General features: G+C 63.2%; 24 protein-coding genes and 1 tRNA gene. 11 read left to right on the plus strand and 14 right to left on the minus strand.

Translation table 11 applies throughout. The annotated features are described in order from the left end of the window. Nucleotides 1-30 precede the first annotated feature (30 nt). The 6 genes from ACT531_RS12840 to cysS form a co-directional block, all read right to left on the minus strand. A tRNA-Ser gene (locus ACT531_RS12840) sits at nucleotides 31-123 on the minus strand. 207 nt (nucleotides 124-330) lie between these two features. Continuing rightward, nucleotides 331-1281, minus strand: coding sequence for a tRNA lysidine(34) synthetase TilS (gene tilS / locus ACT531_RS12845; protein ID WP_476017664.1), 951 nt, complete (start codon nucleotides 1279-1281; stop codon nucleotides 331-333). Between the two features lie 176 nt (nucleotides 1282-1457). Next, nucleotides 1458-3308 (minus strand): methyl-accepting chemotaxis protein, encoded by a 1851-nt coding sequence (locus ACT531_RS12850; protein ID WP_209819945.1) that lies wholly within the window; start codon nucleotides 3306-3308, stop codon nucleotides 1458-1460. A gap of 189 nt (nucleotides 3309-3497) precedes the next feature. After that, nucleotides 3498-4475 (minus strand): acetyl-CoA carboxylase carboxyltransferase subunit alpha, encoded by a 978-nt coding sequence (locus ACT531_RS12855; protein WP_015014962.1) that lies wholly within the window; start codon nucleotides 4473-4475, stop codon nucleotides 3498-3500. 78 nt (nucleotides 4476-4553) lie between these two features. Continuing rightward, entirely contained in the window at nucleotides 4554-5228 is a 675-nt protein-coding gene (locus tag ACT531_RS12860) for a DNA-3-methyladenine glycosylase family protein (protein ID WP_476017665.1), read from the minus strand. A 47-nt stretch (nucleotides 5229-5275) separates the two neighbouring features. Then, complete coding sequence (gene cysS, locus ACT531_RS12865; RefSeq protein WP_476017666.1) at nucleotides 5276-6658, minus strand: cysteine--tRNA ligase; 1383 nt, start codon at nucleotides 6656-6658, stop codon at nucleotides 5276-5278. 219 nt (nucleotides 6659-6877) lie between these two features. On the opposite strand from cysS, the gene ACT531_RS12870 reads away from it, so the two are divergent. From ACT531_RS12870 to ACT531_RS12895, 6 genes are all read left to right on the plus strand, one after another. Then, nucleotides 6878-7978 carry a L,D-transpeptidase Cds6 family protein gene (locus ACT531_RS12870; protein ID WP_476017667.1) on the plus strand — a complete coding sequence of 367 codons (1101 nt, stop codon included), beginning with the start codon at nucleotides 6878-6880 and terminating at the stop codon, nucleotides 7976-7978. A gap of 79 nt (nucleotides 7979-8057) precedes the next feature. Next, entirely contained in the window at nucleotides 8058-9356 is a 1299-nt protein-coding gene (locus ACT531_RS12875) for a L,D-transpeptidase family protein (RefSeq protein ID WP_060987114.1), read from the plus strand. Further along, complete coding sequence (locus tag ACT531_RS12880) at nucleotides 9353-9934, plus strand: peptidylprolyl isomerase (RefSeq protein WP_476017668.1); 582 nt, start codon at nucleotides 9353-9355, stop codon at nucleotides 9932-9934. The genes ACT531_RS12875 and ACT531_RS12880 overlap by 4 nt, the downstream gene beginning before the upstream one ends. Before the next feature lie 22 nt (nucleotides 9935-9956). Beyond that, the gene (locus tag ACT531_RS12885; protein ID WP_015014968.1) at nucleotides 9957-10484 is read left to right on the plus strand and encodes a peptidylprolyl isomerase; all 528 of its coding nucleotides are present in this window, start codon (nucleotides 9957-9959) and stop codon (nucleotides 10482-10484) included. Nucleotides 10485-10520: 36 nt separating this feature from the next. Continuing rightward, nucleotides 10521-11297 carry a UDP-2,3-diacylglucosamine diphosphatase gene (locus tag ACT531_RS12890; protein ID WP_476017669.1) on the plus strand — a complete coding sequence of 259 codons (777 nt, stop codon included), beginning with the start codon at nucleotides 10521-10523 and terminating at the stop codon, nucleotides 11295-11297. 46 nt (nucleotides 11298-11343) lie between these two features. Next, nucleotides 11344-12168, plus strand: coding sequence for a M90 family metallopeptidase (locus ACT531_RS12895; protein WP_476017670.1), 825 nt, complete (start codon nucleotides 11344-11346; stop codon nucleotides 12166-12168). Nucleotides 12169-12288: 120 nt separating this feature from the next. Here the strand turns inward: ACT531_RS12895 and ACT531_RS12900 are convergent, their stop codons facing one another. Continuing rightward, nucleotides 12289-12522 carry a hypothetical protein gene (locus ACT531_RS12900; protein ID WP_309825212.1) on the minus strand — a complete coding sequence of 78 codons (234 nt, stop codon included), beginning with the start codon at nucleotides 12520-12522 and terminating at the stop codon, nucleotides 12289-12291. A 146-nt stretch (nucleotides 12523-12668) separates the two neighbouring features. Further along, nucleotides 12669-15335: an alpha-ketoglutarate dehydrogenase gene (mdeB, locus tag ACT531_RS12905; protein ID WP_476017671.1), complete on the minus strand. Its 2667-nt coding sequence runs from the start codon at nucleotides 15333-15335 to the stop codon at nucleotides 12669-12671. A 102-nt stretch (nucleotides 15336-15437) separates the two neighbouring features. Here mdeB and ACT531_RS12910 point away from each other — a divergent pair, with 102 nt between their 5' ends. After that, complete coding sequence (locus ACT531_RS12910) at nucleotides 15438-15905, plus strand: Lrp/AsnC family transcriptional regulator (RefSeq protein ID WP_476017672.1); 468 nt, start codon at nucleotides 15438-15440, stop codon at nucleotides 15903-15905. A 14-nt stretch (nucleotides 15906-15919) separates the two neighbouring features. Here the strand turns inward: ACT531_RS12910 and ACT531_RS12915 are convergent, their stop codons facing one another. From ACT531_RS12915 to ACT531_RS12940, 6 genes are all read right to left on the minus strand, one after another. Beyond that, complete coding sequence (locus tag ACT531_RS12915) at nucleotides 15920-16810, minus strand: DUF3014 domain-containing protein (protein WP_476017673.1); 891 nt, start codon at nucleotides 16808-16810, stop codon at nucleotides 15920-15922. 165 nt (nucleotides 16811-16975) lie between these two features. After that, nucleotides 16976-17647: an alpha/beta hydrolase gene (locus ACT531_RS12920; protein ID WP_476017674.1), complete on the minus strand. Its 672-nt coding sequence runs from the start codon at nucleotides 17645-17647 to the stop codon at nucleotides 16976-16978. A 58-nt stretch (nucleotides 17648-17705) separates the two neighbouring features. Further along, nucleotides 17706-18536 carry a DODA-type extradiol aromatic ring-opening family dioxygenase gene (locus ACT531_RS12925; RefSeq protein ID WP_476017675.1) on the minus strand — a complete coding sequence of 277 codons (831 nt, stop codon included), beginning with the start codon at nucleotides 18534-18536 and terminating at the stop codon, nucleotides 17706-17708. A 159-nt stretch (nucleotides 18537-18695) separates the two neighbouring features. After that, on the minus strand, nucleotides 18696-19109 hold the full coding sequence (gene arfB, locus ACT531_RS12930; RefSeq protein ID WP_015014978.1) for an alternative ribosome rescue aminoacyl-tRNA hydrolase ArfB: 414 nt from the start codon (nucleotides 19107-19109) through the stop codon (nucleotides 18696-18698). A 27-nt stretch (nucleotides 19110-19136) separates the two neighbouring features. Continuing rightward, nucleotides 19137-19610 (minus strand): type II 3-dehydroquinate dehydratase, encoded by a 474-nt coding sequence (gene aroQ / locus ACT531_RS12935; protein ID WP_015014979.1) that lies wholly within the window; start codon nucleotides 19608-19610, stop codon nucleotides 19137-19139. 173 nt (nucleotides 19611-19783) lie between these two features. Next, nucleotides 19784-20119: a hypothetical protein gene (locus tag ACT531_RS12940; RefSeq protein WP_056640282.1), complete on the minus strand. Its 336-nt coding sequence runs from the start codon at nucleotides 20117-20119 to the stop codon at nucleotides 19784-19786. Nucleotides 20120-20290: 171 nt separating this feature from the next. Here ACT531_RS12940 and ACT531_RS12945 point away from each other — a divergent pair, with 171 nt between their 5' ends. The 4 genes from ACT531_RS12945 (at nucleotide 20291) to ACT531_RS12960 (ending at nucleotide 25862) form a co-directional block, all read left to right on the plus strand. Then, entirely contained in the window at nucleotides 20291-22126 is a 1836-nt protein-coding gene (locus ACT531_RS12945; protein ID WP_476017676.1) for a glutamine--tRNA ligase/YqeY domain fusion protein, read from the plus strand. Nucleotides 22127-22192: 66 nt separating this feature from the next. Then, nucleotides 22193-24268 carry a P-loop ATPase, Sll1717 family gene (locus ACT531_RS12950; RefSeq protein WP_476017677.1) on the plus strand — a complete coding sequence of 692 codons (2076 nt, stop codon included), beginning with the start codon at nucleotides 22193-22195 and terminating at the stop codon, nucleotides 24266-24268. Nucleotides 24269-24479: 211 nt separating this feature from the next. Then, a complete protein-coding gene (locus ACT531_RS12955) occupies nucleotides 24480-25208 on the plus strand; it encodes a phospholipase D family protein (RefSeq protein WP_476017678.1) in 729 nt (242 codons plus the stop codon). Nucleotides 25209-25322: 114 nt separating this feature from the next. Next, a complete protein-coding gene (locus ACT531_RS12960; protein ID WP_476017679.1) occupies nucleotides 25323-25862 on the plus strand; it encodes a DUF924 family protein in 540 nt (179 codons plus the stop codon). Nucleotides 25863-25874: the final 12 nt, after the last annotated feature.

Consider the following 25874-nt stretch of genomic DNA (forward strand, 5'->3'; position numbering starts at 1 on the left):
CCCAAGCGATTGAGCACTTGGGGCTTATCTTGGCGGAAACGGAGGGATTCGAACCCTCGATGAGGCTCTACACCCCATACTCCCTTAGCAGGGGAGCACCTTCGGCCACTCGGTCACGTTTCCAATCCCGCTATTATGCCTCATTTTGGAGGGGGTCCCGCCGAGGCCTGCCTTCGCCGAACGATGCCATGCTCCCGAAAACCATGGGCGGGCTCCAGGTGGACTTCGTGCAAACCACCAGGCGGTCAACCTCCAAAGCCCAGGGCGACACGCCCCTCAAGCGAACGAACACCCGTAACACGCTGACCACCCGGCGAACTCAGACGTCGCCTAGGCTTTCAGCCAATCGACCATGGCGCCCGAGCGCACCACAAAGCCGCTGCCCACCTTGATACGGATCCGGTGGCCCCGCGTGGAGCAGGCGCTGATTTGACTCAGCAGCTCGCTCAGCTGTGCGGCCGTCGGGGTTGTCAGGTGGGTGTGGCGCAGCCAGTGGCGCAGCACGTTGGACTGGCGGGCGCGACTGAGCATTTGCAGGGCCTTGATCTTCGGGGGCTGTCCCACCTGCAACAGGTCTTGCTGGGCCAGCTCTTGCAGCAGTTCTGCCGCCTGGGCGGCATTGGCCGCTGACCGCGCAAAGGTCTCCCGAAAGGACGGGAAGGCAGACTCGAGGATCGGGAGCAGCTGCGCCCTGATGCGATTGCGGGTGTAGCGCTCGTCGCGGTTGGTGGGGTCTTCCACCCACGCTTGGCCCTGCGCCTTCAACCACTGGCGCACATCCGACGCGGCCACCTGCAGCAAAGGACGATGCCAGACCAGCCCTCCCCGCTCCCACTGGGCCGGCATGGCGGCAAGGCCCGCGACGCCCGCTCCGCGCGACAGGGCCAGCAACAGGGTTTCGACCTGGTCATCGGCGTGCTGTGCGATTGCTATGGATTGAATAGCACCCAAGACATGATCTTCTAGCGCTACAGCCGTCAAAGCCTGGTATCTGGCTTGCCGGGCAGCATCCTCCGGGCTCTGACCGGGCGCTGGGCGCGCATCCAGCCGCTGCACGCGCAAAGGCACACCCAGCTGGCCGCACAATGCCACGCAATGCTGCTCAAATCCGTCGGCAGCCGCCTGCAGCCCATGGTGTACGTGGATGGCCAACACCTGCCCCGGCCAGCGGTGCGCACAGGCCAGCAACAACGCGGTCGAGTCCGCTCCGCCGCTCAACGCCACCGCCAGAGGTAAGGCGGGCGCGAAAGCTTGCAGGGCGACGTCCATGGATTGGGTCATGGCGCCTGGCCCCCAGGCGCTGAAGGCCCAGCGCTCGGACCAGCAGCCATTGGAGTCAACTCACGGCTACAAGCATCTGGACAGGGGCAACAGTTCATGGGCGCCGATTATCACGGGGCCCCGCTCTCCGGCAGCAAGGTGCACTAGGGGCGCCGCGACGCCCCGACCCTTGCGACTCAACCGCCCGGCGGGGACAGCCGTGGCGAAGCGTGGGCAGAATCGGTGGACAGGCGGAAGGTACCCACCACCTCCGACAGCCGCACCGACTGATCCTTCAGACTCTGCGCCGCTGCAGCGCTCTCTTCCACCAGCGCTGCGTTCTGCTGGGTCATCTGGTCGAGTTGGGCCACGGCCTGCCCCACCTCGTTGATGCTGGTGCTCTGCTCGTTGGTGGACGCGGTGATCTCGGCCATGATGTCCGTCACGCGCTGCACCGAGGTCACGATGTCGGTCATCGTGGTGCCTGCGTCGTGCACCAGCCGCGAGCCGTTTTCCACCTGCTCGACCGACGTATTGATCAAGGTCTTGATCTCGCGGGCCGCTTCGGCACTGCGCTGGGCCAGACTGCGCACCTCACCCGCCACCACCGCAAAGCCCCGGCCCTGCTCGCCTGCGCGCGCGGCCTCCACCGCTGCGTTGAGCGCGAGGATGTTGGTCTGAAACGCAATGCCGTCGATCACGCCGATGATGTCGTTGATCTTGCGCGAGGCCGCATTGATCTGGTCCATGGTGGTCACTACATTGCCCACCACCTGACCGCCGTGCTGCGCGACGCTGGAGGCCTGGGCGACCAGCTGGTTGGCCTGCCGCGCAGAGTCTGCGTTGTGCCGCACCGTTTCGGTCAGCTGCTGCATGGAGGCCGAGGTCTGCTGCAAGCTGGATGCCGTGAGTTCAGTGCGCCCGCTCAGGTCGTGATTGCCGGTGGCGATCTCTTCGGCGGCCACACGCACCGAACTGCTGGCGTCCCGGATCTGAGCCAGCACCCCCGAGAGCTTGCCGGCAAAACTGTTGAAGCTGCCGGCGATCTGGGCCAGTTCATCCTCGCCGTGCGCGTCAATGCGGCGTGACAGGTCGCCGTCGCCCGCGCCGATTTCGTGCATGGCATCGCGCACCAGCGTGAGCTGGCGCAGGCGCCGGGTGAGCACCACCCCCAGCAACGCCACGGCCACGACCAGCACCAGCACACTGGAGATCAGCGATGTGGCCAACATGGCGCGGATCGGCGCCATGGCTTCGCTCTCGTCAAGGGCCACGACCAGCATCCAGGACGTGCCAGCGATCGGCACCACACTCAGCAGGCGGCTGCGCCCGGCGATGTCGGTCGGCAGCAGTCCTTTGTTCTTGGCAGCAGCCAGCAGCGGCTCGATCGCGAGGTCTTTGGAGAGTTCGGTGATGGGCTTGAGCGTGAGCCCCTGGTCTTTGTGGGCGATGATTTTGCCGTCCGCGGACACCAGAAAGGCAAAGCTTTGCGGCGTGGGCTGGATGGACGCGACATTGGCCACGACCGATTCCATGTACACGTCCCCGGCAGCCACCCCCTTGAGTGCGGAGCCCGCACCCACCGGCGTCGCAAAGGTCACCACCAGTTTCTGGTCGGAGGCCGAGATGTAGGGCGGCGTGACCACGGACGCGCCAGCCTGGGCAGCCTGCTTGTACCAGGGGCGCGCAGTGGGGTCGTAGTCGGCGGGGAGGTTGCGGGCTTCGGAGAAAACGTACTTTTTGTCTGCGTAGCCAAAGTACGCGGTGCTGAACTTGCCCGCATCACGCAGCATGGCCAGGGACTTAGCCGGCTCGGGCTCTTCAAACGCGACGATGGAGGCCGCGATGATGCCCGCCTTCGCGCGGGTCCACTCTTCGATGGCCTCCGCATGGCTCTTGGCGGTGGCCTGCCCCTCCTCCGCCAACGCAACACGCGCTTGTGCGCGGGCGGAGAAATAGTTGACCAGCGTAAGCACCAACAGGGCTGCCACCATACAGGCGGCAGACACCACCAGGATCTGGCCCTTGAGCGTCTTCAGAAGCGACATGGAGCACCCCTTCAACCGCCCGCGCAGGCGGTGTTCGAAGATGTTACATCCGGTAGCAGTCTGCGCGCCAGAGGTAAAACAGGCGCCGCGTGAACGATTCGGCGCCAAAAACAACAACGACCCCGAAGGGTCGTTGAAAGCGCACCGGACTAGTGCAAAAGCCCCGGCCAGCGCCGGGTTCAAGGCTGCTCAGCGAGCGTCTGCCTTGGTGTCGCTGAAGCGGCCGTAGCTCTGCAGGCGCTCGTAGCGGCGGTCCAGCAGGTCCTTGGTCTTGAGGTCTGCCACCTGGCGGAAGGCATCACCCAAAGCGCGTTTGAGGAAGGCTGCCATCTGCTTGTGGTCACGGTGGGCGCCGCCCACGGGCTCGCTCACGATCTTGTCCACCAGGCCCAGGGCCTTGAGGCGGTGGGCGGTGATGCCCAGGGCGTCGGCCGCCTCTTGCGCCTTCTCACTGGTCTTCCAGAGGATGGACGCGCAACCTTCGGGGCTGATGACTGAGTAGATGGCGTACTGCAGCATCACGACCTGGTCGGCCACACTGATGGCCAGGGCGCCGCCGGAGCCACCTTCGCCAATGATGGTGGTGATGATGGGCACTTCGAGCTGCGCCATCTCGAAGATGTTGCGGCCGATGGCCTCGGACTGGCCGCGTTCCTCGGCATCGATGCCGGGGTAGGCGCCGGGCGTGTCCACAAAGGTGAACACGGGCAGCTTGAACTTCTCGGCCGTCTTCATCAGGCGCAGGGCCTTGCGATAGCCCTCGGGCTTGCTCATGCCGAAGTTGCGCATAGCGCGCTCCTTCGTGTCACGGCCCTTCTGGTGGCCAATGACCATGCAGGCGTGCCCGTTGAAGCGGGCCAGGCCACCCACGATGGACAGGTCATCCGCATAGTGGCGGTCGCCGTGCAGCTCGACGAAGTCGGTGAAGATGTCGCGCACGTAGTCGAGCGTGTAGGGGCGCTCGGGGTGGCGGGCGATCTTGGTGATCTGCCAGGGCGACAGTTCGCTGTAGATGTCTTTGGTGAGCTGCTGGCTCTTCTTGCTCAGCTGGTCGATCTCTTCCGAGATATCGACGGCACTCTCGGTCTGCACGTAGCGCAGTTCTTCAATTTTGGACTCCAGCTCGGCGATGGGCTGCTCGAAATCCAGAAAGGTCTTTTTCGCCAACGTTTTTCTCCTTGGGGATCGCACCCGGCGGGGTTGCCACGAATGGCACGCCCTGTAACCGGCGTGCCTGCAGTGGTGTCAATAGGTTACAGGCAGGGGGTCCAGAGACCGCCAAATATACCAAGTCGCGACGCTGCACCAGGGCTTCCAGGCCTCGGCCACCTCGCGGGCGTCGCTGCGGCTCACCGGGTCGCCAGAGAAGTAATTCTGGCTGATCCCGCTGATCAACCCCGGGTCGTCCAGGGGCAAAACATTGGGCCGCATCAAATAGAAGATCAAAAACATCTCGGCCGTCCAGCGGCCAATGCCCCGGATGGCCACCAACTCGGCAATGATGGCCTCGTCGTCCATGGCGGCCCAGTCCTTGACGTGCAGCTTGCCACCCTCAAAGTGCATGGACAGGTCCACCAGGTAGTCCACCTTGCGGGCCGACAGGCCTGCGGCCCGCATGTCATCGATCTTGAGCTTGAGCACGCTGGCGGGCTTCATGCCGCGCGGCAGCAGCGCCACAAAACGCTCCCACACGGCCTGCGCCGAAGCCACGGACACCTGCTGGCCCACGATAGAACGCGCCAGGGTGATAAAGGGGTCGCCCTTGGTCTGCAGCGCGGCGTCGCCAAACTGCGGGATCAGGCGCTTCATCACCCGGTCTTTTTTCACCAGGTGCTTACAGGCCTCGGCCCAGTAGTCGGGCGTGGCCAACACCAGTGGCGGCGCTGCGGCGTCGCTTGCTATATTTTTAGAAGCTGCCACCGCTTATTCCACCTGCACTACTGGCATATTTGGCTTCAAAACCATGCTCATTGGGCGGCTTCCCAGGTGGTACCGGCGGCAGAGTCCTTGAGCACGATGCCCTGGGCCAGCAAGTGGTTGCGGATGCGGTCGGCCTCGGCAAAGTTCTTGGCCGCCTTGGCTGCGGCCCGGGCGGCAATCTGCGCCTGAATCTCGGCCTCATCCACCCCCGCCGCACCCGACTGAAGAAACGCTTGCGGGTCGCCCTGCAAGATGCCCAAGCAACCACCCAGCGCCTTCAGCAGCCCGGCCAGTTCGGCTGAGCGGGTCTTGTTGACCTCGCTCGCCAGGTCAAACAGCACGGCCACTGCCTCGGGCGTGCCAAAGTCCTCGTCCATCGCGGCCTTGAAGCGGGCTGCGTAGGGGCTGGTCCAGTCGATGGACGCCACCTGCGCCGGGGTCACCAAACTGAGGGCCGTGTACAGGCGCTTGAGCGCCAGGCGTGCGTCGTCGAGGTGGGCATCGCTGTAGTTCAGCGCGCTGCGGTAGTGGGCCCGCACGATAAAAAAGCGCACCGTCTCCGCGTCATAGGTCTTGAGCACGTCGCGGATGGTGAAGAAGTTGCCCAGGCTCTTGGACATCTTCTCGTTGTCCACGCGCACGAAGCCGTTATGCACCCAGAATTTGGCCAGCGGCTTGCCCGTGGCGCCTTCGCTCTGAGCGATTTCGTTCTCGTGGTGGGGGAACTGCAGGTCTGCGCCGCCGCCGTGGATGTCGAAGGTATCGCCCAGCGTGGCGCAGCTCATGGCCGAGCATTCGATGTGCCAGCCGGGGCGGCCCGCACCAAAAGCGCTGTCCCACTTGGCCTCGGGCGGCTCCTCGGGCTTGGCGGACTTCCACAGCACAAAGTCGAGCGGGTCTTCCTTGCCGTCCAGCACCGCCACGCGCTCGCCGGCACGCAGTTCGTCCAGAGACTTGCCCGAGAGCTTGCCGTAGCCATCGAACTTGCGCACCGAGTAGTTCACGTCACCGTTGCTCGCGCGGTAGGCGAGGCCCCTGCTCTCCAGCTGGCCGATCAGCGAGAGCATCTGCGGCACATATTCGGTGGCGCGCGGCTCCACGGAGGGTGGCTCGATGCCCAGCAGGCCGATGTCATGGTGCATCGCAGCAATCATCTCGTCAGTGAGCTGGCGGATGGTGATGCCCCGCTCCAGCGCGCGCTTGATGATCTTGTCGTCGATGTCGGTGATATTGCGTACATAAGTCACGCGCAGGCCGCTGGCCTTGAGCCAGCGCTGCACCACGTCAAACGCCATCATCATGCGGGCGTGGCCGATGTGGCACAGGTCGTAGATGGTCATGCCGCACACATACATGCGCACATGGCCAGGTTCGAGCGGGGAAAAGTCCTCCAATGCACGCGACAGCGTGTTGTAGATGCGCAAACTCATGGGATTTCAGTAACGGGAGACTTGATGGGGGTGGGTGAGCGCCTGAGACTCACCCGGCAGCAGCGGAACTCAGCCCTGGGAAGGGGGTGGCCCGGCAAGGGGCGTCCAGCAAAATCACCAGCGGCAACAGCGTACCGTCATGACAACCCCCTCAGCTACAATCCGCCGCAGTATAAGCCCCCGCCCGGGCTGGCTGCCGCCCAACTCCTTTGTACCCCCATGAAGCAAGTCCGACGCACACTCCCACGCCTCCTGCGCCTTCTGGCACTGACCGCCCTGATGGGCACGGGCGTGGTCCACGCGGACGACTATGCCGACATCACCCAGCTGCTCAAGGCAGGCAAGGCGTCCGAGGCGCTGGCCAAGGCCGACCAGCGCCTGGCGGCCAACCCGCGTGACCCCCAACTGCGCTTCTTGCGCGGCGTGGCCCAGACGGACTCGGGCAAGCAGGCCGACGCCATTGCCACCTTCACCAAGCTCACCGAAGAGTACCCAGAGCTGCCCGAGCCCTACAACAACCTGGCCGTGCTGTACGCCAACCAGAACCAGCTGGACAAGGCCCGCACAGCGCTAGAAATGGCGATCCGCACCAACCCCAGCTACGCCACCGCGCAGGAAAATCTGGGCGACATCTACGCCAAGCTCGCCAGCCAGGCCTACAACAAGGCGCTGCAGCTGGATGCCAACAACGCCAACTCCGTCAAACCCAAGCTGGCGCTGATCCGCGAGCTGTTCTCCAACGAGCCCGGTAGCAAGGCCGGCCGCCCTGCCGCTGCCGCACCGGCTCCCGCCGTGGTAGTGACCCAGCGTCCCGCAGCCGCTCCTGCGCCCACGCCAGCCCCTGCAGCGGCTGCACCAGCGCCGGCCACCCCGGCTCCTGCACCTGCCCCGACTCCAGCGCCTGCGGCCGCCCCCGCACCAGCGGCCAGCCCTGCTGCGGCACCCGAGCCGGCACCTGCCGCAGCAGCGGCGGCTGACGCGTCCACCCAGGCAGTGACCGCCGCCGTTCAGGCTTGGGCTGCAGCCTGGGCCGCCAAGGACATGAAGGCTTATCTGGGCGCCTACGACAAGTCGTTCGACCCACCAGGCCGCCAGGGCCGCGCCGCATGGGAGAAGGAGCGTGAAGCGCGCATCGTCGGCAAGTCCAAGATCAGCGTGAAGCTGTCAGACATGAAGGTGTCGGTGCAAGGCGACAAGGCTAGCGCCGTCTTCCGCCAGGCCTACAGCGCTGATTCGCTCAACGTCAGCAGCCGCAAGACCCTGGACCTGGTCCACAACAACGGTCGCTGGACCATCGTCCGCGAATCCACGGGCGGTTGACCATGCTCCCCGAGGCGGCGCCTGCGCCTTCCGCGCGGGCTTTTTTTTTGCCCCAGCGCACAGCTGATTGATGTTTCGCATGTTCGTGCCCTTGACCTCCCCGGGCCGCCGGGCCGCATCGGCGATGCTACTGCTGCTGGGCACCTCGCTGGCCACGCCCGCCCTGCCGCAGGGCGCCAAGGCACGGCGTGCGGCCGCTGCGCACGCAGCATCCACCACGCCCCCTGTCGCCCCCGCGCCGGCAGAGTTGCGTGACGGCCAGGCGGAGGCCCGCCTCATGGCGGTCTACAAGCTGGTAGCCGAAGGGCGCGGGCGGGAAGCCCTGGCACAGGCAGAAAGCCTGGCGCGCGACTACCCCAACTTCCAGCTGGCCCAACTGGCGGTCGGCGACCTGCTCATGTCGCGCACACGCCCTCTGCGGCACCTGGGCGATGTCGCCCCCGAGCCAGACTCGGCCCGCAGCATCCAGGCAGCAGCGGCGCTGGCCGAGCTGCGCACCGAATCGCGCCAGCGCGTGGATGCACAACGCAGCCGCCCCCCCGCCAACGCCATCCCCGCGCAGTTCCTGGAGCTGTCGCCCCGCTCGCGCCACGCCATTGCGGTAGACACCTCGCGCTCGCGGCTGTACCTCTTTGAGAACACCGCGCAGGGCCTGCGGCTGGTGGCCGACTATTACGCCTCCGTGGGCAAGCTCGGTATCGAAAAAGAGGTGGAAGGTGACCAGCGCACGCCGCTGGGGGTTTACTTCATCACCAGCCGCCTGGACCCGGCTAAGCTCAAGGACTTCTACGGCGCGGGCGCCCTGCCCATCAACTACCCCAACCCCCTGGACCAGAGCCGGGGCAAGACCGGCAGCGGCATCTGGCTGCATGGCACGCCGCCCGACCAGTTCTCGCGCGCGCCCTTGGCCACCGACGGCTGCCTGGTGCTGGCCAACCCCGACCTCGAACGCATCCTGCGCACGGTGGAGCCCCGCTCCACCCCCGTGGTCATTGCGCGGCAGCTGCAATGGGTACAACCCCACAGCGTGGCCGCCGACCGCAAATCGTTCGACGCGGTGCTCAATGCCTGGCGCACCGCCAAGACGGAAGGGGACATGAAGCGCCTGCTGGGCTTTTATGCGCCCGACTTCCAGAGCTACCGCAAGAAGCCGCTGGAAGAATGGACCCAGGTGCTGCAGGCCGAGGCCCGCGCCCTCAAGGGACGGGAACTCCAGCTCAAAGACAAGTCTTACCTGCGGTGGACAGACTCGGCCGACACCATGGTGGTAACGTTCGGCGAAGTCGCTGAAGGCGCACGCACGGGGCCGGTCAAGCGCCAGTACTGGACGCGCCGCGGCCAACAATGGCAGATCTTTTTCGAAGGAGTGATTGGATGATTTCCAGAAGAAATTCGACGGTAGCGATAGCAAGTATTGCCCTGGCTGCTATGTTTACAGTAGCAACCGCCCAGGCGCAAGACGCTCCCAAGGTCAAGCTGGCCACGTCGATGGGCGACATCGTGGTGCAGCTGGATGCGGCCAAGGCTCCCAAGACGGTCGAGAACTTCCTGGCCTATGTGAACAGCAAGCACTACGACGGCACGATCTTCCACCGTGTGATCGACGGCTTCATGATCCAGGGCGGCGGCTTCACCCCCGACATGCAGCAAAAGCCCACCAAGGCACCCATTCCGCTCGAAGCCAACAACGGCCTGAAGAACGACACCTACACCATCGCCATGGCGCGCACGGGCAACCCCAACTCGGCCACCTCGCAGTTCTTCATCAACGTGAAGGACAACGCCATGCTCAACGCCCCCAACCCTGACGGCCACGGTTACGCCGTGTTCGGCAAGGTGGTCGAAGGCACCGCCGTGGTGGACAAGATCAAGGCTGTGGCCACCGGCAACAAGGGCCCGTACCAGAACGTGCCCACCACCCCCATCACCATCAACTCCGCCACCTTGGTGAAGTAATTTTTTGAAGAAAGCACTTGCAATGAGCAATCCACAAGTTGAACTCCACGTGACCATCAACGTGGCCGAGACCGCCACCCAGGGCGTGATCACCCTGGAACTGGACGCCGAGAAAGCCCCAAAGTCCACCGCCAACTTCCTGAGCTATGTGAACAGCGGTTTCTACAACGGCACCGTGTTCCACCGCGTGATCAAGAACTTCATGATCCAGGGCGGCGGCATGACGGCCGACATGAAGCAAAAGGAAACCCAGGCCCCCATTGAGAACGAAGCCAAGAACGGCCTGAAGAACGACAAGTACACCGTGGCCATGGCCCGCACTGGCGACCCCCACAGCGCCACTGCGCAGTTCTTCATCAACACGGTGGACAACGCCTTCCTGAACCACAGCTCGCCCACCGCACAAGGCTGGGGCTACGCCGTGTTCGGCAAGGTCGTGAAGGGCCAGGACGTTGTGGACGCCATCAAGGCCGTGCGCACCACCCGCAAGGGCTTCCATGACGACGTGCCTTTTGACGCCGTCGTGATCGACAAGGCCGTGGCCCTGTAAATCCACCGCCTGATCCGGGCCTTGACTGCCGACCCGTTGACGACCGTGCCCCCGTTCGAGGAGCTTGCCGCTCCACCGCACTGGCGCACGGTCGATTTCATTTCAGACCTGCACCTGCAGGCCAGCGAGCCCGCCACGGCGGCTGCGTTCCAGCAGTATCTGGAGAGCACCCCGGCAGACGCCCTCTTCATCCTGGGCGATCTGTTCGAGGTGTGGGTGGGCGACGACGCCCTGCGCGAGCCCGGCAGCTTCGAGGCCCAGGGTTGCGCACTTCTGCGCGTTGCCTCACAGCGCCTGCCCGTGTATTTCATGCACGGCAACCGCGATTTTCTGGCAGGCCCTGACTTCCTGGCTGCGTGCGGCATCACCGGCCTGGCAGACCCCACGGTCCTGACCTTTGGCGGCCAGCGGTATGTGCTGAGCCACGGCGACCTGCTCTGCCTGGACGATGTGGACTACCAGCGTTTTCGACTGCAGGCGCGCAGCGCCGCTTGGCAGCAGCAGTTTCTGACCCAGCCCCTGGCCACGCGCCGCGCACAGGCGCGCGGCATCCGCCAGGAGAGCGAGGCCAAAAAACAATCCGGCGCCAGCTATGCCGATGTGGATGGCCCCGCCGCCGTCGCCTGGCTGCATGCCGCTGGCGCACACACCCTCATCCACGGCCACACCCACCGGCCTGCCCAGCATGTGCTGGCCCCGGGGCTGCAACGCGTGGTGCTGAGCGACTGGGATGCTGCGGCATTGCCCCCCCGTCTGGAAACACTGCGTTTGTCCAGCGCGGGCTTGGAACGGCTGTCCCTGGCCCCCAAGTAACAGCGGTCATGAACTGAGCGGGCCCACCTCCCGCAGCCCGATCGCCATGCCCCCCTTGCTCAACCGCCTCTGGCGCCGCGTGCGCGCCACCGTGGCACCGGTGCCGGACATCTCGGCCACGCTGTGGCTGCAGACCGTGCAGCGCTACCCGTTTCTGGCCGCGCTGTCGCTGCACGACCAGGCCAAGCTGCGCGTGCTGAGCGCCCTCTTCTTGCACCACAAGGAATTCCACGGTGCCCATGGCCTCGTGGTAACCGACGCCATGGCCATCGACATTGCCGCGCAGGCCTGCCTGCCCCTGCTGCACTGGGGCGACCCCGCCAAGGCACTCGACTGGTACGACGATTTTGTGGGCATCGTGCTGCACCCTGGCGAAGCCGTGGCCCGCCGCCAGACGATGGACGAGGCAGGCGTGGTGCACGAGCACACCCAGGTGCTGCTGGGCGAGGCCATGGAGCGCGGCCCCATCATGCTCAGCTGGCAGCATGTGAGCAACGCCACCGAGAACACCGCGCGCGGCCACAACGTGGTGGTGCACGAGTTCGTGCACAAGCTCGACATGAAGAACGGCCAACCCAACGGCTGCCCGCCCTTGCCCGCAGGCTTTATGGGCGCACGCACCGGCCGTGCGGCGTATGAGGCGTGGTGGGCAGCCTGGGAGCCCGCCTACGAACAGTTTCGCGAGCGCGTGATCATGGCCGAGCGCTTCGGCGCCGAACGGCCCTGGCTAGACGCGTACGGCGCCACCTCGCAGTCCGAATTCTTTGCCGTGGCCTGCGAGGCCTACTTTGTGAACCGCGAACGGTTTGCTCTGGAATTTCCGGGGTTGATACCGGTGCTGGATGCGTTCTTCCAGCGCCCTGCGCTCTGAGCTTGGCCGCATGTGTAGGGGTCCACGCCCGTCGTAGGCTGATTGGAGGCCCAGCGCCTGCCACCGCCGATACACGCAAGCGCAGTCACTCAGGCCGCAGCAGAGCTCCAGGGCACCGCCTCAAGCGCCCAGAGCGTTTTCCACCGCCTGCTTGGCTTCTTCCAGACTGCTGAAAAACTGCATGGGTTGTGGCATGGCCTTGGGCAAATGGGCAGGCGGCGGCCACAGGCGGTCGTCTGTCCAGGCGGCGGTCCACCCGCCAATGTCTTTGCGCTTGATGGAGCAAAGTGCTTGCCCGTCCACGTTGGCTATCCAGGTGGTCGGCGGGTTATGGTCCCAGATGACATGTGCCATGGCGCCCTCTCACGGTTGCTGGACCATTGTAGGAAGCCTGAGCGAGGTTGGGCAATGGCGTTCACCCCACCCACGCAGCCATCCGGCCACAGCGCGGGAGGCAAGGCAAAAAGACGGCAGGCGCTCGTGCAGCGCCCGGCCCGTCATCAGCCAGCAGCCAGCGCGCGCCGCGCAGCCTGGGCCACGCTCGCAGCATCCACCCCAAAAAACTGCCTCAGCGCCGCCCGCGTGTCACTGCGGCCAAAGCCGTCGGTGCCAAGGGTGATGTACTTGCGGCCTTCGGGGATGAACGCGCGCACCGTCTCGGGCACTGCGCGCACGTAGTCGGTGGCGGCAATCACTGGTCCACGGGTTGAGGCCAGTTGCTGGGTCAGCCATGCGGGAGCAGGCTGGGCATCGCCCGCCAGCCAGCGCTGCTCGCAGGCCACACCATCGCGGGCCAACTCGCTCCAGCTGGTGACGCTCAGCACGGTCACGTCCACACCCTCGCTGGCGAGTTGTTCTGCAGCCTTGACCACCTCGGTCAGGATGGCGCCAGAGCCCATCAGGGTGACGCTTTGGGACGAAATCGCGCTATCGCGCTGGTGCATATTGCCTGAATAGCTCCTGAAAACATAGCAACCACGCAGCACACCCTCTGCCGCATCGGCAGGCAGGTCGGGCTGGGCGTAGTTCTCGTTCATCAGCGTGACGTAGTAGAAAACGTCGCGCTGCTCGGTCACCATTTCGCGCATGCCGGCGTCGATGATGACGGCCATCTCGCCCGCATAGGCCGGGTCGTAGGCCTTGCAGTTGGGGATGGTGGCCGCTACCAGGTGGCTGGTGCCGTCCTGGTGCTGCAGGCCCTCACCGCCCAGCGTGGTGCGGCCCGACGTGGCGCCCAGCAAAAAGCCACGCGCACGCTGGTCCGCAGCCGCCCAGATGGCGTCGCCAACGCGCTGGAAGCCGAACATGGAGTAGTAGATGTAGAACGGCAGCATCGCCAGCCCATGCACGCTGTAGCTGGTGGCGGCGGCCGTCCAGCTCGCAATCGCGCCCGCCTCGCTGATGCCCTCTTCCAGAATCTGACCATCCAGCGCCTCGCGGTAACTCAGCACGGAGCCGATGTCTTCGGGCGCATAGCGCTGGCCCACGCTGCTGTAGATGCCCACCTGCTTGAACAGGTTGGCCATGCCGAAGGTGCGCGCCTCGTCGGCCACGATGGGGACGATCCGCGGGCCTAAAGTGGCGTCTTTGAGCAAACTGCCCAGCATGCGCACAAAGGCCATGGTGGTGCTCATCTCCTTGCCATCGGCCTGCAGCGCAAACTGTGCGTAGCTTTCGATGGCGGGCACAGGCAGCGCCTCGCAGGTCGTGTCGCGGCGGGGCAGATAGCCGCCCAGGGCTTGGCGGTGGCTGCGCAGGTAACGCATCTCGGCGCTGTCTTCGGCGGGCTTGTAGAAAGCGAGGCTCGTCGCCTGCTCGTCACTCAAAGGCAAGTTGAAGCGGTTGCGGAATTCGATGAGGTCGGTCTCGTCCAGCTTCTTCTGGCTGTGCGTGGTCATCTTGCCTTGCCCTGCTGTGCCCATGCCATAGCCCTTCTTGGTGTGGGCCAGGATCACGGTGGGCTGGCCCTTGTGGGCGCTAGCTGCAGCATAGGCGGCGTGGATCTTGACGAGGTCGTGCCCGCCGCGCTTCAGGCGGTCGATCTGTTCGTCCGTCATACCCTGGGCCAGCGCCGCGAGTTCTGGGTTCTGGCCGAAGAAGTTGTCGCGGTTGAAGCGGCCGTCCTTGGCGGCAAAGGTCTGCATTTGCCCATCGACCGTGCCTTCCAGCGTGCGCACCAGCGCACCGGTCAGGTCGCGGGCAAACAGGCCGTCCCAGTCGCTGCCCCAGACCAGCTTGACCACGTTCCAGCCTGCGCCTGCAAACAGGCGCTCCAGCTCGTCGATGATGCGGCCGTTGCCGCGCACCGGGCCGTCCAGGCGCTGCAGGTTGCAGTTGACCACCCAGACGAGGTTATCGAGGCCCTCGCGCGCAGCGAGCGTAAGCGCACTCATCGACTCGGGCTCGTCCATTTCGCCGTCACCAAACACGCCCCACACCTTGCGGCCCTCGCAGTTGAGCAGGTTGCGGTGCGTGAGGTAGCGCATGAAGCGCGCGTGGTAGATGCTGCTGATGGGGCCGATGCCCATGGAGCCGGTGGGGAACTGCCAGAAGTCCGGCATGAGCCATGGATGTGGGTAGCTCGACAGGCCCTGCGCGCCTGCGCCCGGCGCCGTCAGCTCCTGGCGGTAGTGCTGCAGGTCTAGTTCGGACAGGCGCCCTTCCAGAAAAGCCCGCGCATACACACCCGGCGCGCTGTGTGGCTGGAAGAACACCAGGTCCCCACGGTGCTGTCCATCGCCCAGCCCCTCGCGGGCGCGGAAGAAGTGATTGAACCCGCTTTCGAAAAGATCCGCCGCACTGGCGTAGCTCGCGATGTGACCGCCCAGCTCGCCATACGCCTGGTTGGCCCGCACCACCATGGCCAGCGCGTTCCAGCGCACGATGGAGGCCACGCGCTCCTCTATGGCCAGGTCGCCGGGGAACACGGGCTGGTCCTGCACCGCCACGGTGTTCACATAGGGCGTGTTCAGGTCGGGTTGCCAGCCAATGCGCTGCGCGCGCGCCACCCGCACCAGCTCCTGCAGCATGTGCCGCGCCCGCTCGGGGCCTTCGGTGGCGACCAGCGCCAGGAAGGCATCGCGCCACTCGGCGGTTTCTTCGGGGTCGGCGTCCAGCGGGGCGCCGGGGGCTTGTTGCAGCAGGGCGTGGGGTGTGAGGGCGTTCATGGCAGCCACTGTAGCGAGGCTGGCTCCAAATGAGTTGCCGTTTTGCCTTTTGCACCATGCTGTCATAGCACTTTATGCCGCCAAAGCCATAAACTGCAGCACATGAAACTGGACACCCTCGATTTGCGCATCCTGGCCGAGCTGCAGTCCGACGGCTCTCTGTCCAACGTGGAGCTGGCGCGGCGCGTGCACCTGTCGCCCTCGCCCTGCCTGGCGCGGGTAAAGGCGCTGGAGGCGGCAGGCGTCATCAGCCGCTATGTGGCGCTGGCCAACGCGGCGGCGCTGGGGCTGGGCCTGAATGTGTTCATCAGCATCAGCCTCAAGACGCAAAGCAAGGAAGCCCTGGCCGACTTTGAACGCCGCATTGCCGAGCACGACGAGGTGATGGAGTGCTACCTGATGAGCGGCGACAGCGACTACCTGATTCGCGTAGCGCTGGCCGACATCGGGGCGCTGGAGCGGTTCATTCTGGAGCAGCTGTCGCCCATTCCGGGCGTGGAGAAGATCCGGTCCAGCTTTGCACTCAAGCAGGTGCGCTATAAGACCGCCCTGCCACTTCCCACCCCATGAAAGGCTAGAGGGCGTTACTTGCGCGCGACGTCGCTCGTCGCCACGCGCTTGCGCAGCTCGCGGATCAGCGCCTTGGCACGTGCCTCGTTGGCAGGACCCATGCGCAGCAGGATCTTCTGGCCGCTGGGCAGCGCCTCCAGCGCGGGGTCCACAAACTCATAGCGCACCCAGGGGCGGAGGTTGGGCACGTCGGTATTCACGGGCGTGAGCTTGACCTGTAGCGGGCCCGCGGGCTCGGGCGCCTGCAGCAGTTGGTCTAGCACCGCCACCAGGCGGTCGTTGAAGTAGCGCCGGGGGTAGCCCAGCTCTTCATACGCTTGCTGAAACAGCGGGTACAGCCGCGCGTACAGCGCCACGGCGGGCTCCATCGGTACCGCTTCGGCAAACGCCAAGAAGGCGCTGTAGCGTGCGGCATTGGCCGCCGCGATGGTGGTGGGCGCGTCGCCAGTGCCATCCACCACAAACCGCTGCGCCGTGGGCTGCACCGGCCACATGCGCGATGGCGCGTGGGCACGGCCCAGGTTGTCCACCGTGGCAACCACGCGGCGAACAAACCCATCGGTCTGCAGAAACGTCGGCAGCTTGTCGCGGCCCAGCAGCTCGGCCAACAGCTCTGTCACCCGGGCGTCGGACTCAGCCAGCGCAGGCAAGGCTGCGTCGGGCGGTGCCAGCGAATCCACCGGGTTCTGCGGCCCCGACGCCTCGGGGGCGGGCGGGGGCGCCGCCGGTGCGGCTGGAGCGGCGACCACAGGGGGTGGAGCTGCCGCTGGCTCTACCGGCCGCAGCCAGAACCACCAGGCAGCACCAGCCGCCACGGCGCACACCAGCGTGGCTAGCACGACCCAGAGGGTGGAGGAAGTGCGCTCTGGCGCGGGGCGGAATTCTGCGGTGTCTTGATCGGGCATGGGCTCTCCTTCAACACAGGAACAACCCTTGTCCGAGCCTCCGTGGCGTCAGGCGTTCCCTCTCAATCCCACGTGGGGCGCACACGATTGGACAACCGCACACCCAGGCCCCAGTAACGCGTTGTAGCCCGGCCCGGCCCGGGCCGGCCCGCGAATATGCCCTGCTTAAAACGCCGTCGGTGTGGTGGACAGCGACTCCAGCCAGGCCACCGTGGCTGCCAGCTCGGACGGGCGAATTTCGTGCGCACTGGGGAACTCGCGGTACGTCACCGTCACCGGCAGCGGCGCCATGTGGTGGGCAATGGCCTGGGCGTTGGCCAGCGGGATCACGTTGTCGTGGGTGCCGTGGCTCAGCCACAGCTGCTTGCCGCGCAGCGCATCGGCGGGCGCGGTGAGCGGCACCACCTGGGGCAGCAGGCGGCTGTGCCACACCAGGCCCGCCTGCATCAGGGCAGGCCGGGTCAGCAATAGAGACAACGCCATGATGCCGCCCTGGCTGAAGCCGCCCACCACCACCCGCTCGGGCGGAATGCCCAGCTGCTCGGCGGCGGACTCGACCGCCTGGGCTATCAGCGCGCGACTTTGCGCCTCCTGCTCTTCGTTGATGGAGCGCTCGCCGCTCGGCTCGATGGAGAAATCAAACCACGCATGCGAACCCGGCCCCATGCGAAACGGCGCCCGCAGACTCAGCACATGGAACCGGTCCGGGATCTGCGGGGCCAGGCTAAACAGGTCCTGCTCATTGCTGCCCACGCCATGCATCAGCACCAGCAGCCAGGGCCGTGGCGTGGTGGTGGCAGCGGGGCGCTGCAAAAAGGAGAGCGGCAAGGTAAGCATAGATGTGCGCCTCGAACGGTTTAGGACCAAAAACGGGTGGAGTGCGAAGGGCTCCGTGTCAATGCACCGGCTCCAGCGCAAACGCGTCCATCGACAGCATGCTGTACATCACCTCGCGGCTCAAGTAGTTTGCGTGCAGGTCGTCGCCCGCCGCCCCCAGGGCAAAGAAGATGGGCAGGAAGTGGTCTTCGGTGGGGTGCGCGCGGTGGGCATGGGGGGCCTGGCTGCGGTAGTTGAGCAGCGCGGCCATATCCCCACGGGCCAGAGCGTCCTCGATCCAGCGGCTGAACTCCAGCACATAGGGCGCAGGTTCGCGTTCACCGCCAAAAAACTCGGCCAGGTTGTGCGTCATGCTGCCCGACCCCACCACCAGCACGCCCTGGCTGCGAAGGCTGCGCAAGGCGGCGCCCAGCGCATACACCTCGGCCGGGCCAGCGCCCACGGGCAGGGCCACCTGCACCACGGGTACGTCGGCTTGAGGGAACAAATGCATCAGCGGCACCCAGGCGCCATGGTCAAAGGGGCGCGCGGCATCGCCCTGGGCCGCAACGCCAGCGGCTTGCAGCAGGCCCAGCACCTCCTGCGCCAGCGCGGGTGAGCCGGGGGCCGGGTATTGCAGTTGGTACAGCGCAGGGGGAAACCCGCCAAAGTCGTGCCAGGTGGCGGGCTGCGGCCCGGTCATCACCTGCGCAGACCGTGCCATCCAGTGCGGCGACATGACCACCACCCCCCGCAGGCCGGGGTACTGCGACTTCAGGCTCTGGCCCCATTGCGTCAGCGCCGGGCCGGTGGTGCCCGCATCCAGCGCAAACAAGGGCGCGCCGTGCGACACAAACAGGGCGGGAATTGCAGCAGAAACTGGAACGGGGGCTTGGACAGAGGCAGACATGACAACTCCAACAAGGGATGCCATGAATGTAGGACTGATAGCCTGCGATACCAAGCCCTGCAGGGCAGACAGATTGTTCTACAGATGATGCCAATCAAACATTGACAGGCTGATGGCGCACGGTGGGCAACAGCTGACGCTTCTCCTGACGCGCAAGCCTCAGGACCCGTCGCGCACCCGGCCGCGCAGCGCCTTGGTCTCGCCCCGCTGCGTCTTGCTTTGCAGGCGCCGCTGTTGCGAGCCATAGGTGGGTTTGGTGGCCCTGCGCACGCGGGGCGGCACGGCCACGCTGTTGACCAGCGCGTTCAGGCGCTCCAGGGCGTCGGCGCGGTTCAACTCCTGGCTGCGGTACTGCTGGGCCTTGATGACCACCACACCATCTTGGGTGATGCGGGTGTCACGCAGTGCCAGCAGGCGCTCCTTCACGCCCTCGGGCAGCGACGATGCCGCCACGTCAAACCGCAGGTGGACGGCACTGGACACCTTGTTGACGTTTTGCCCGCCCGCGCCCTGCGCGCGCATGGCGGTGATTTCGACCTCGTCCTCAGAGACCTGCAGGGGCAGCGGGGCCATGGCCGTGAAATCCCCCGCGCCCAGCCATCAGGCCGCTGGCTGCTGGGCCAGCAACTGCGCCAGCCCGTCAATCGCCAGGCCATAGCCCAGCACGCCAAATCCACACATCACCGCCTTGGCGGCGGCCGCCATGTACGAATGGTGGCGGTAGGCCTCGCGCGCATGCACATTGCTGATGTGCAGCTCGATCAGGGTGATGCCTGTGCCCTTGATGGCGTCGTGCAGGGCAATGCTGGTGTGGGTGTAGGCCCCGGCGTTGATGACCACGCCCGCCAGCTCGCCCGCTGCGTGCAGGCGACCCGCCTCATGAATCCAGTCCACCAAGGCGCCTTCGTGGTTGCTTTGGTGAAAACGCAGCGCAAATCCGTGGCGATTGCAGGCATCAGTGCAGAGCTTTTCCACATCAGCCAGGGTGGCGGCGCCGTACACGGCGGGCTCGCGCGTGCCCAGCAGGTTCAGATTGGGGCCGTTGAGGACAAAAACGGTTTTATTGGCGGTCACAGACAAGTCTCCGGGGCAATGCGCCTGCCACGCTGGCAGGCCAGAGTGCGGGATTATGAAGCGCCAAGAAAAAAGCGGCCCCGAAGGACCGCTGTAAAAGGCAGCCTGTGCAACGCTGCCTGTGAGCGACTCGCGCCCAAGAGGTTGGTGACAGACCAGCCGCTGGGGGCTGGTCAACGGTCCCAGTGGCGACCGTGGCCGTGCCCGTGGTGGCGATGGCCGTAGCCGTAACCGCCGTAAACCACCGCTGGGGGTGGCGTGTAGTACACCGGGGGAGCGCTGTAGTACACGGGGCGTGGAGGGGGTGCGTAGTACACCGGTGGGGGCGGTGCCACGTAAACCGGGGCGGGGGCGTAGTAGCCATTGCTGGCCCCCACCACCACGCCGGGCACGCCAATGCCCACGGACCAATTGACATCGCGGGCCTGGGCGGAGCCAGCACCAGCCAACAGGGCCAGTGCCACACCCGCCACAGCGGCCGCAGTAGAAACAGAACGGGTTTTCGTCATGGAAATCTCCTAGTGAATGAGGGCGGCCCACCAAAAGGACACACCTCACCGGTACACAACGCACCAAGTGCCTAAAAGGATGGCACAAAACCGTCTTTACGTTGTGTCTGAACGTACACGCGCTTGTTTTAATGCGTAAACCGTCACGAAACCGCCGCCTAAAATGGCTGGATGAGCACCCCCTCCCCCGCCAATACCGCCGCCACTGCCACTTCTGCGGCCGCTGAAACCGTCAAGCCCAGCAACTTTTTGCGCCAGATCATCGAACACGACCTGGACAAAGGCACCTACGCCACCCGCCGCTGGGCCGGCACCCCCGGCGACGCCGCCCACCACGCCCAGGGCGAGCCCGATCCCGCCAAGATCCGCACGCGCTTCCCGCCCGAACCCAACGGCTACCTGCACGTGGGCCACGCCAAGAGCATCTGCATCAACTTTGGCCTGGCGCGCGACTACGGCGGCGTGTGCCACCTGCGCTTTGACGACACCAACCCCGAAAAAGAAGACACCGAATACGTCAACAGCATCATCGACGCCGTGAAATGGCTCGGTTTTGACTGGACACAGATCGGCCAGGCCCCCGGCAGCGCCGCCCCCTACCAAGCCAGCGACTACTTCGACTTCATGTACCGCGCGGCCGAATACCTGATCGAAGCCGGCCACGCCTATGTAGACGAGCAAACCGCCGAACAAATGCGCGTGAACCGGGGCGACTTCAGCAAGCCCGGCGTGGACAGCCCCTTCCGCAGCCGCACCCCGGCAGAGAACCTACGCATCTTCCGCGAGATGAAGGACGGCCAGCACGAAGACGGCTCCATGGTGCTGCGCGCCAAGATCGACATGGCCAGCCCCAACATCAACATGCGCGACCCGGCCATCTACCGCATCCGCCGCGCCACGCACCACAACACGGGCGACACCTGGTGCATCTACCCCATGTACACCTACGCGCACCCCATTGAGGACGCGCTGGAACAAATCACCCACAGCCTGTGCACGCTGGAGTTTGAAGACCAGCGCCCCTTCTACGACTGGCTGCTGGAGCGCTTGACCGAAGGCGGCCTGCTGGCCAGCCCGCCCCCCCGCCAGTACGAATTTGCACGCCTGAACCTCACCTACGTCATCACCAGCAAACGCAAGCTCGCCCAGCTGGTGTACGACCACAAGGTCAGCGGCTGGGACGACCCCCGCATGCCCACCATCGTAGGCCTGCGCCGCCGTGGCTACACACCCGCCGCCATCCAGACTTTTGCCGAGCGCATTGGCGTGACCAAATCCGACAGCTGGATCGACTACAGCACCCTGGAAGGCTGCCTGCGCGAAGACCTGGAGCTGAAGGCCCACCGTGGCATGGCCGTGCTCAACCCCGTCAAGCTGGTGCTCACCAACTGGGACGACGTGATGGGCGCAGGCCACTTGGAGCCCTGCAGCCTGCCGGCCCTGCCCCACCCACCCGAAGGCGTGGAAAGCCCCGTGCGCCACTTCACCATCGGCAAAGAAGTCTGGATCGAACGCGAAGACTTTGAAGAAGTGCCCCCCAAGGGCTACAAGCGCCTCTTCCCCGGCAACAAGGTGCGCCTGAAGGGCGGCTACGTCATCGAATGCACCGGCTGCACCAAGGACGCTAACGGAGTCATCACCGAAGTGCTGGCCACCGTGGTGCCCGACACCAAAAGCGGCACCCCCGGCGCCGACAGCGTGAAGGTCAAAGCCGCCATCACCTGGGTGGGTGTGGCCGACGGCGTGAACGCCGAAGTGCGCATGTACGACCGCCTGTTCCTGGACGCGCAGCCCGACGCGGGCGGCAAGGACTTCATTGAAAGCCTGAACCCGAACAGCCTGAAGGTGGTGACGGCCATCGTGGAGCCGTCATTGGCCAATGCCAAGCCGGACGACAAGTTTCAGTTTGAGCGGCACGGGTATTTTGTGGCGGACCGGATTGATCACAAAGCGGAGAAGCCGGTGTTTAACTTGGCGGTGGGGTTGAAGGATAGTTGGGGTAAATAGCAAAAAAGTGCGAGCAGCAGGGGAAGACGAATAACTAGAGGGAGATCTATTTTGAGAGAGTTCGCGGTGGACCCAATCGGTGACGGACGTGCTGAACACGATCAGCACATGCTTGATCATGCATTTTACGAGTGGAGCGACTACAAAGCCCTACTTTCTGATTCGACCCGATACGTTGTTGTAGGGCGCCGCGGCACCGGAAAAAGCGCACTCGTCTATCGTTTGGGCCAGCATTGGCGCAACGAGAGAAAATTCTGCATCGAAATTGCACCTAACGAAGAAGAGCTAATCGGATTTCGATCTATAGCCGCATTATTTGGGCAGACGGTTGCAATGATTCGCGCAGGCGTCAAGAATCTTTGGAAATACGCTCTCGCACTTCAATTCGTGGATTCTCTCTCGCGATATTACAAAACATCCGAAAGCATAAAACAATCTGCATTATTGCGCGATCATTTAAAAAAATGGCAAAGCCATCCAGGCGGTCCATTCTCAAAGCTACGGAGAGCGCATTATGATTGGCTCAAGTCCCTAGATTCCCCAGAGACGCGTATTGGTGAGATTGCAGACCGACTTGAGCTATCTTCAATTCTCAAGGAGCTAATACATATTCTTCGACAGAATGCCAAATCCGGAGTGATTTTGGTAGATCGCCTCGATGAAGGATGGCACCCAGACACGGTCGGCATCGGCGTGGTGGACGGACTTGTGTACGGCACTGGAGAATTCCGGGAGGCTCTCTCAGAAAATATTACTTCTCTAGTATTTTTACGGGATAATATTTTTCGATCCATCCAGACATATGACAACGATTTCTCCAGAAACATCGAACCCAAAGTACTTAGACTCCATTGGGATCCACAGGAATTAATGTACATGGCGACTGCGCGATTGCGGGTTGCGTTAAGCGTCGACAAAGAAAGCGAAGTAAAAACATGGAATAGCTGCACTGCTAATGAACTACATGGAATCAGCGGATTTAGGCGCTGCCTTCGGCACACCCTTTATCGCCCAAGAGATGTTATTGCACTACTCAACTCCGCCTTCTATCAGGCCCAAAGGCAAAAACGCTCTACGCTGATCGAAGCAGACATAGACATTGCAGCAAAATCCATTTCCAAATCGCGCCTTGACGATCTTGAAAAGGAATACAACTCAGTATTCCCAGGACTTCAAAAAATTATTAGCCGCTTTGATTCATCAAATCTAAGAATTACAGGAAAAGAGGTCCAAAATTACTTCCACGCGGCATTAAAAACCGATGATTTGAGCAATGAAGAGCGACAGCACCTCACAATACTATCGCAAGATCTTGGTGGAGTTTTTGCACTTTACAGCATCGGTTTTTTGGGCGTTAGAAACGACCTGAGCAGAACATTTGTTTTTTGCCACGATGGCAGACAACCATCAAAAACAATAACCCAAGATTCAGAGCTAATCATACATCCATGCTATTGGTCTGCACTTGGAAAAAATGATATTGGCGATGACGAAAATTTCGCAGAAGAAATATTCGATGAGTATGAAGTAACCATATATTCAGCCGATGCAGATCAGCGCTCACAAATACTCGGCCGAACAATTTCCGCGTTGAACACAATTCCACTCGGCACTGATGGAGCAACTCGTTTTGAAGAATGGTGTAGAGATGCAATAAATTTCTGCTTCTCCACGCAAATCAGCAACGTGGAATTACATCCCAATCGCAACGCTTCGCAGAGACGCGACGTCGTCGGCACAAATTTGGGAACTAGTTCAGTATGGCGCCGAATTGTTGAAGACTATAAATCTCGGCAAATTATATTCGAAGTCAAAAATTACGAATCTTTGTCAATAAATGAATTTCGGCAAGTTCACGGCTACCTGGGCAGGGAGTACGGAAAACTTGCATTCATCATATGTCGCTCGAAAAATATTGAGCTAGATCACACTGAAAGTTCGGCATTCAGGGAATTCTATAGAAGCGAATCAGGCCACATGATCGTTAAATTGACTGCTAATTGGTTAAATGCAGCACTGAGCAAACTAAGAAGCCCTCAGAAACACGATTTTGCCGACATGCAACTATCAAAACTACTGGATGAATACATTAGGGTATATGCCAATGAACAGCTAGTTCGAAAGAACAGTAGAAAGAGATAAGTAGCTAGCTGTTGCTTATTGGCGTCCAATACATTGGGGTCTAGCCTAAATATCAGCTTCCGTCCGTACACGAGATGGGTCAGGTCTTGCCTTTTGACTAGCTCATTCATGAGGACAGCAGGGTCAGGTCTTGCCTTTTGCCTTCGTTGATTATTGGTTTAGCCACAATCAACAAACCATGAGCGCTCTTTTTCAAAGGAGATAAACATCAATGGCAAAGTTTCTTTCGACAACCGGCACCAACTACCACCTTGAGGAACTCATCAAGAGTGCGTCAGATCGCCTGATTCTGATCAGCCCCTTCCTCAAGCTGAACGATCGGATGAAGGAACTGCTGGCCGATAAAAACCGTCTGAAAATCGATGTACGCATCGTCTACGGGAAAAGTGAGTTGCAGCCACAAGAGATCGAATGGCTGCGCGGTCTGACCTACATTCGCACCAGCTTCTGCAAGAACTTGCATGCCAAGTGCTACATGAATGAGGAGATGTGCATCATCACCAGCCTGAATCTGTACGAATTCAGCCAGGTGAACAACAACGAGATGGGCATCTTGATTCATCGCAGCGACGACGGGCAGCTCTATAAAGACGCTTATGAAGAGGCGCAGCGCATCATTCGTATCAGCGACGAGGTGCGCATTTCTCTGGAGCGCGTCGCCAGCAGCGATCCAGAACCTGCGGCAACGCCCGCTTCGGAAGCCTCTGGCACCGACAGCGAAACATCCAGTGGCGACAAGCTGCCATCGTCCAAGTTGGCTCAGAAGTTCGGACTTAAAACGGCACAACTGCTGGACCGGGCCACCGACCTGGGCTATCTCTCGCAGCAAGGGGACAAACACGCGCTCACTGCCAAGGGTGAGCAGGCTGGTGTGGAGTTTGTCGCTAAGTCCCGCTTTGGCCCTTACTTTCTGTGGCCGCAGGATTTGGCCTTGAACTGACCCGCGGCGACACGGGGTCACATCTTGGGACAAACGCGTCAGGCGGCGAACACGGGCAGCTCGTTTGGAGCCCACCGGCAAACCTCAGCATTAGGCGGCGGATATCCTTGTGCGATGCAGCCTGAAAACGTCCTCCACTTCTGGTTCACTGAACTCACTCCCCAGCAGCACTTCGTCAAAGACGCTGCCCTCGACGAATCCATCCGCACCCGCTTCGGCCCCTCGCTGGAGGCCGCAGCCCGCTGCGAACTGTTTCGCTGGCGCGCAACGCCCGAGGGCCGGCTGGCAGAAATCCTGGTGCTGGACCAGTTCTCGCGCAATGTGTACCGCGACACCGCCCGCGCCTTTGCGCAAGACGCGCTGGCCCTGGCCCTGGCGCAAGAGCTGGTGGCCAGCGGGCAAGACCGCAGCCTGCCCACGGCGCAGCGCGTGTTTGCCTACATGCCGTATATGCACAGCGAATCTGCCGTGATTCATGAACAATCCCTCACGCTGTTTGCGCAGCCGGGCATGGAAAACAACCTGGACTTTGAGCGACGGCACAAGGCCATCATCGACCGCTTTGGGCGCTACCCGCATCGCAACGCGGTGCTGGGCCGTACCTCCACGGCCGAAGAGCTGGCGTTTTTGAGCGAACCGGGGTCATCGTTTTAGGCATCGCACTAA

The organism is Acidovorax sp. DMC1 (assembly GCF_056314325.1).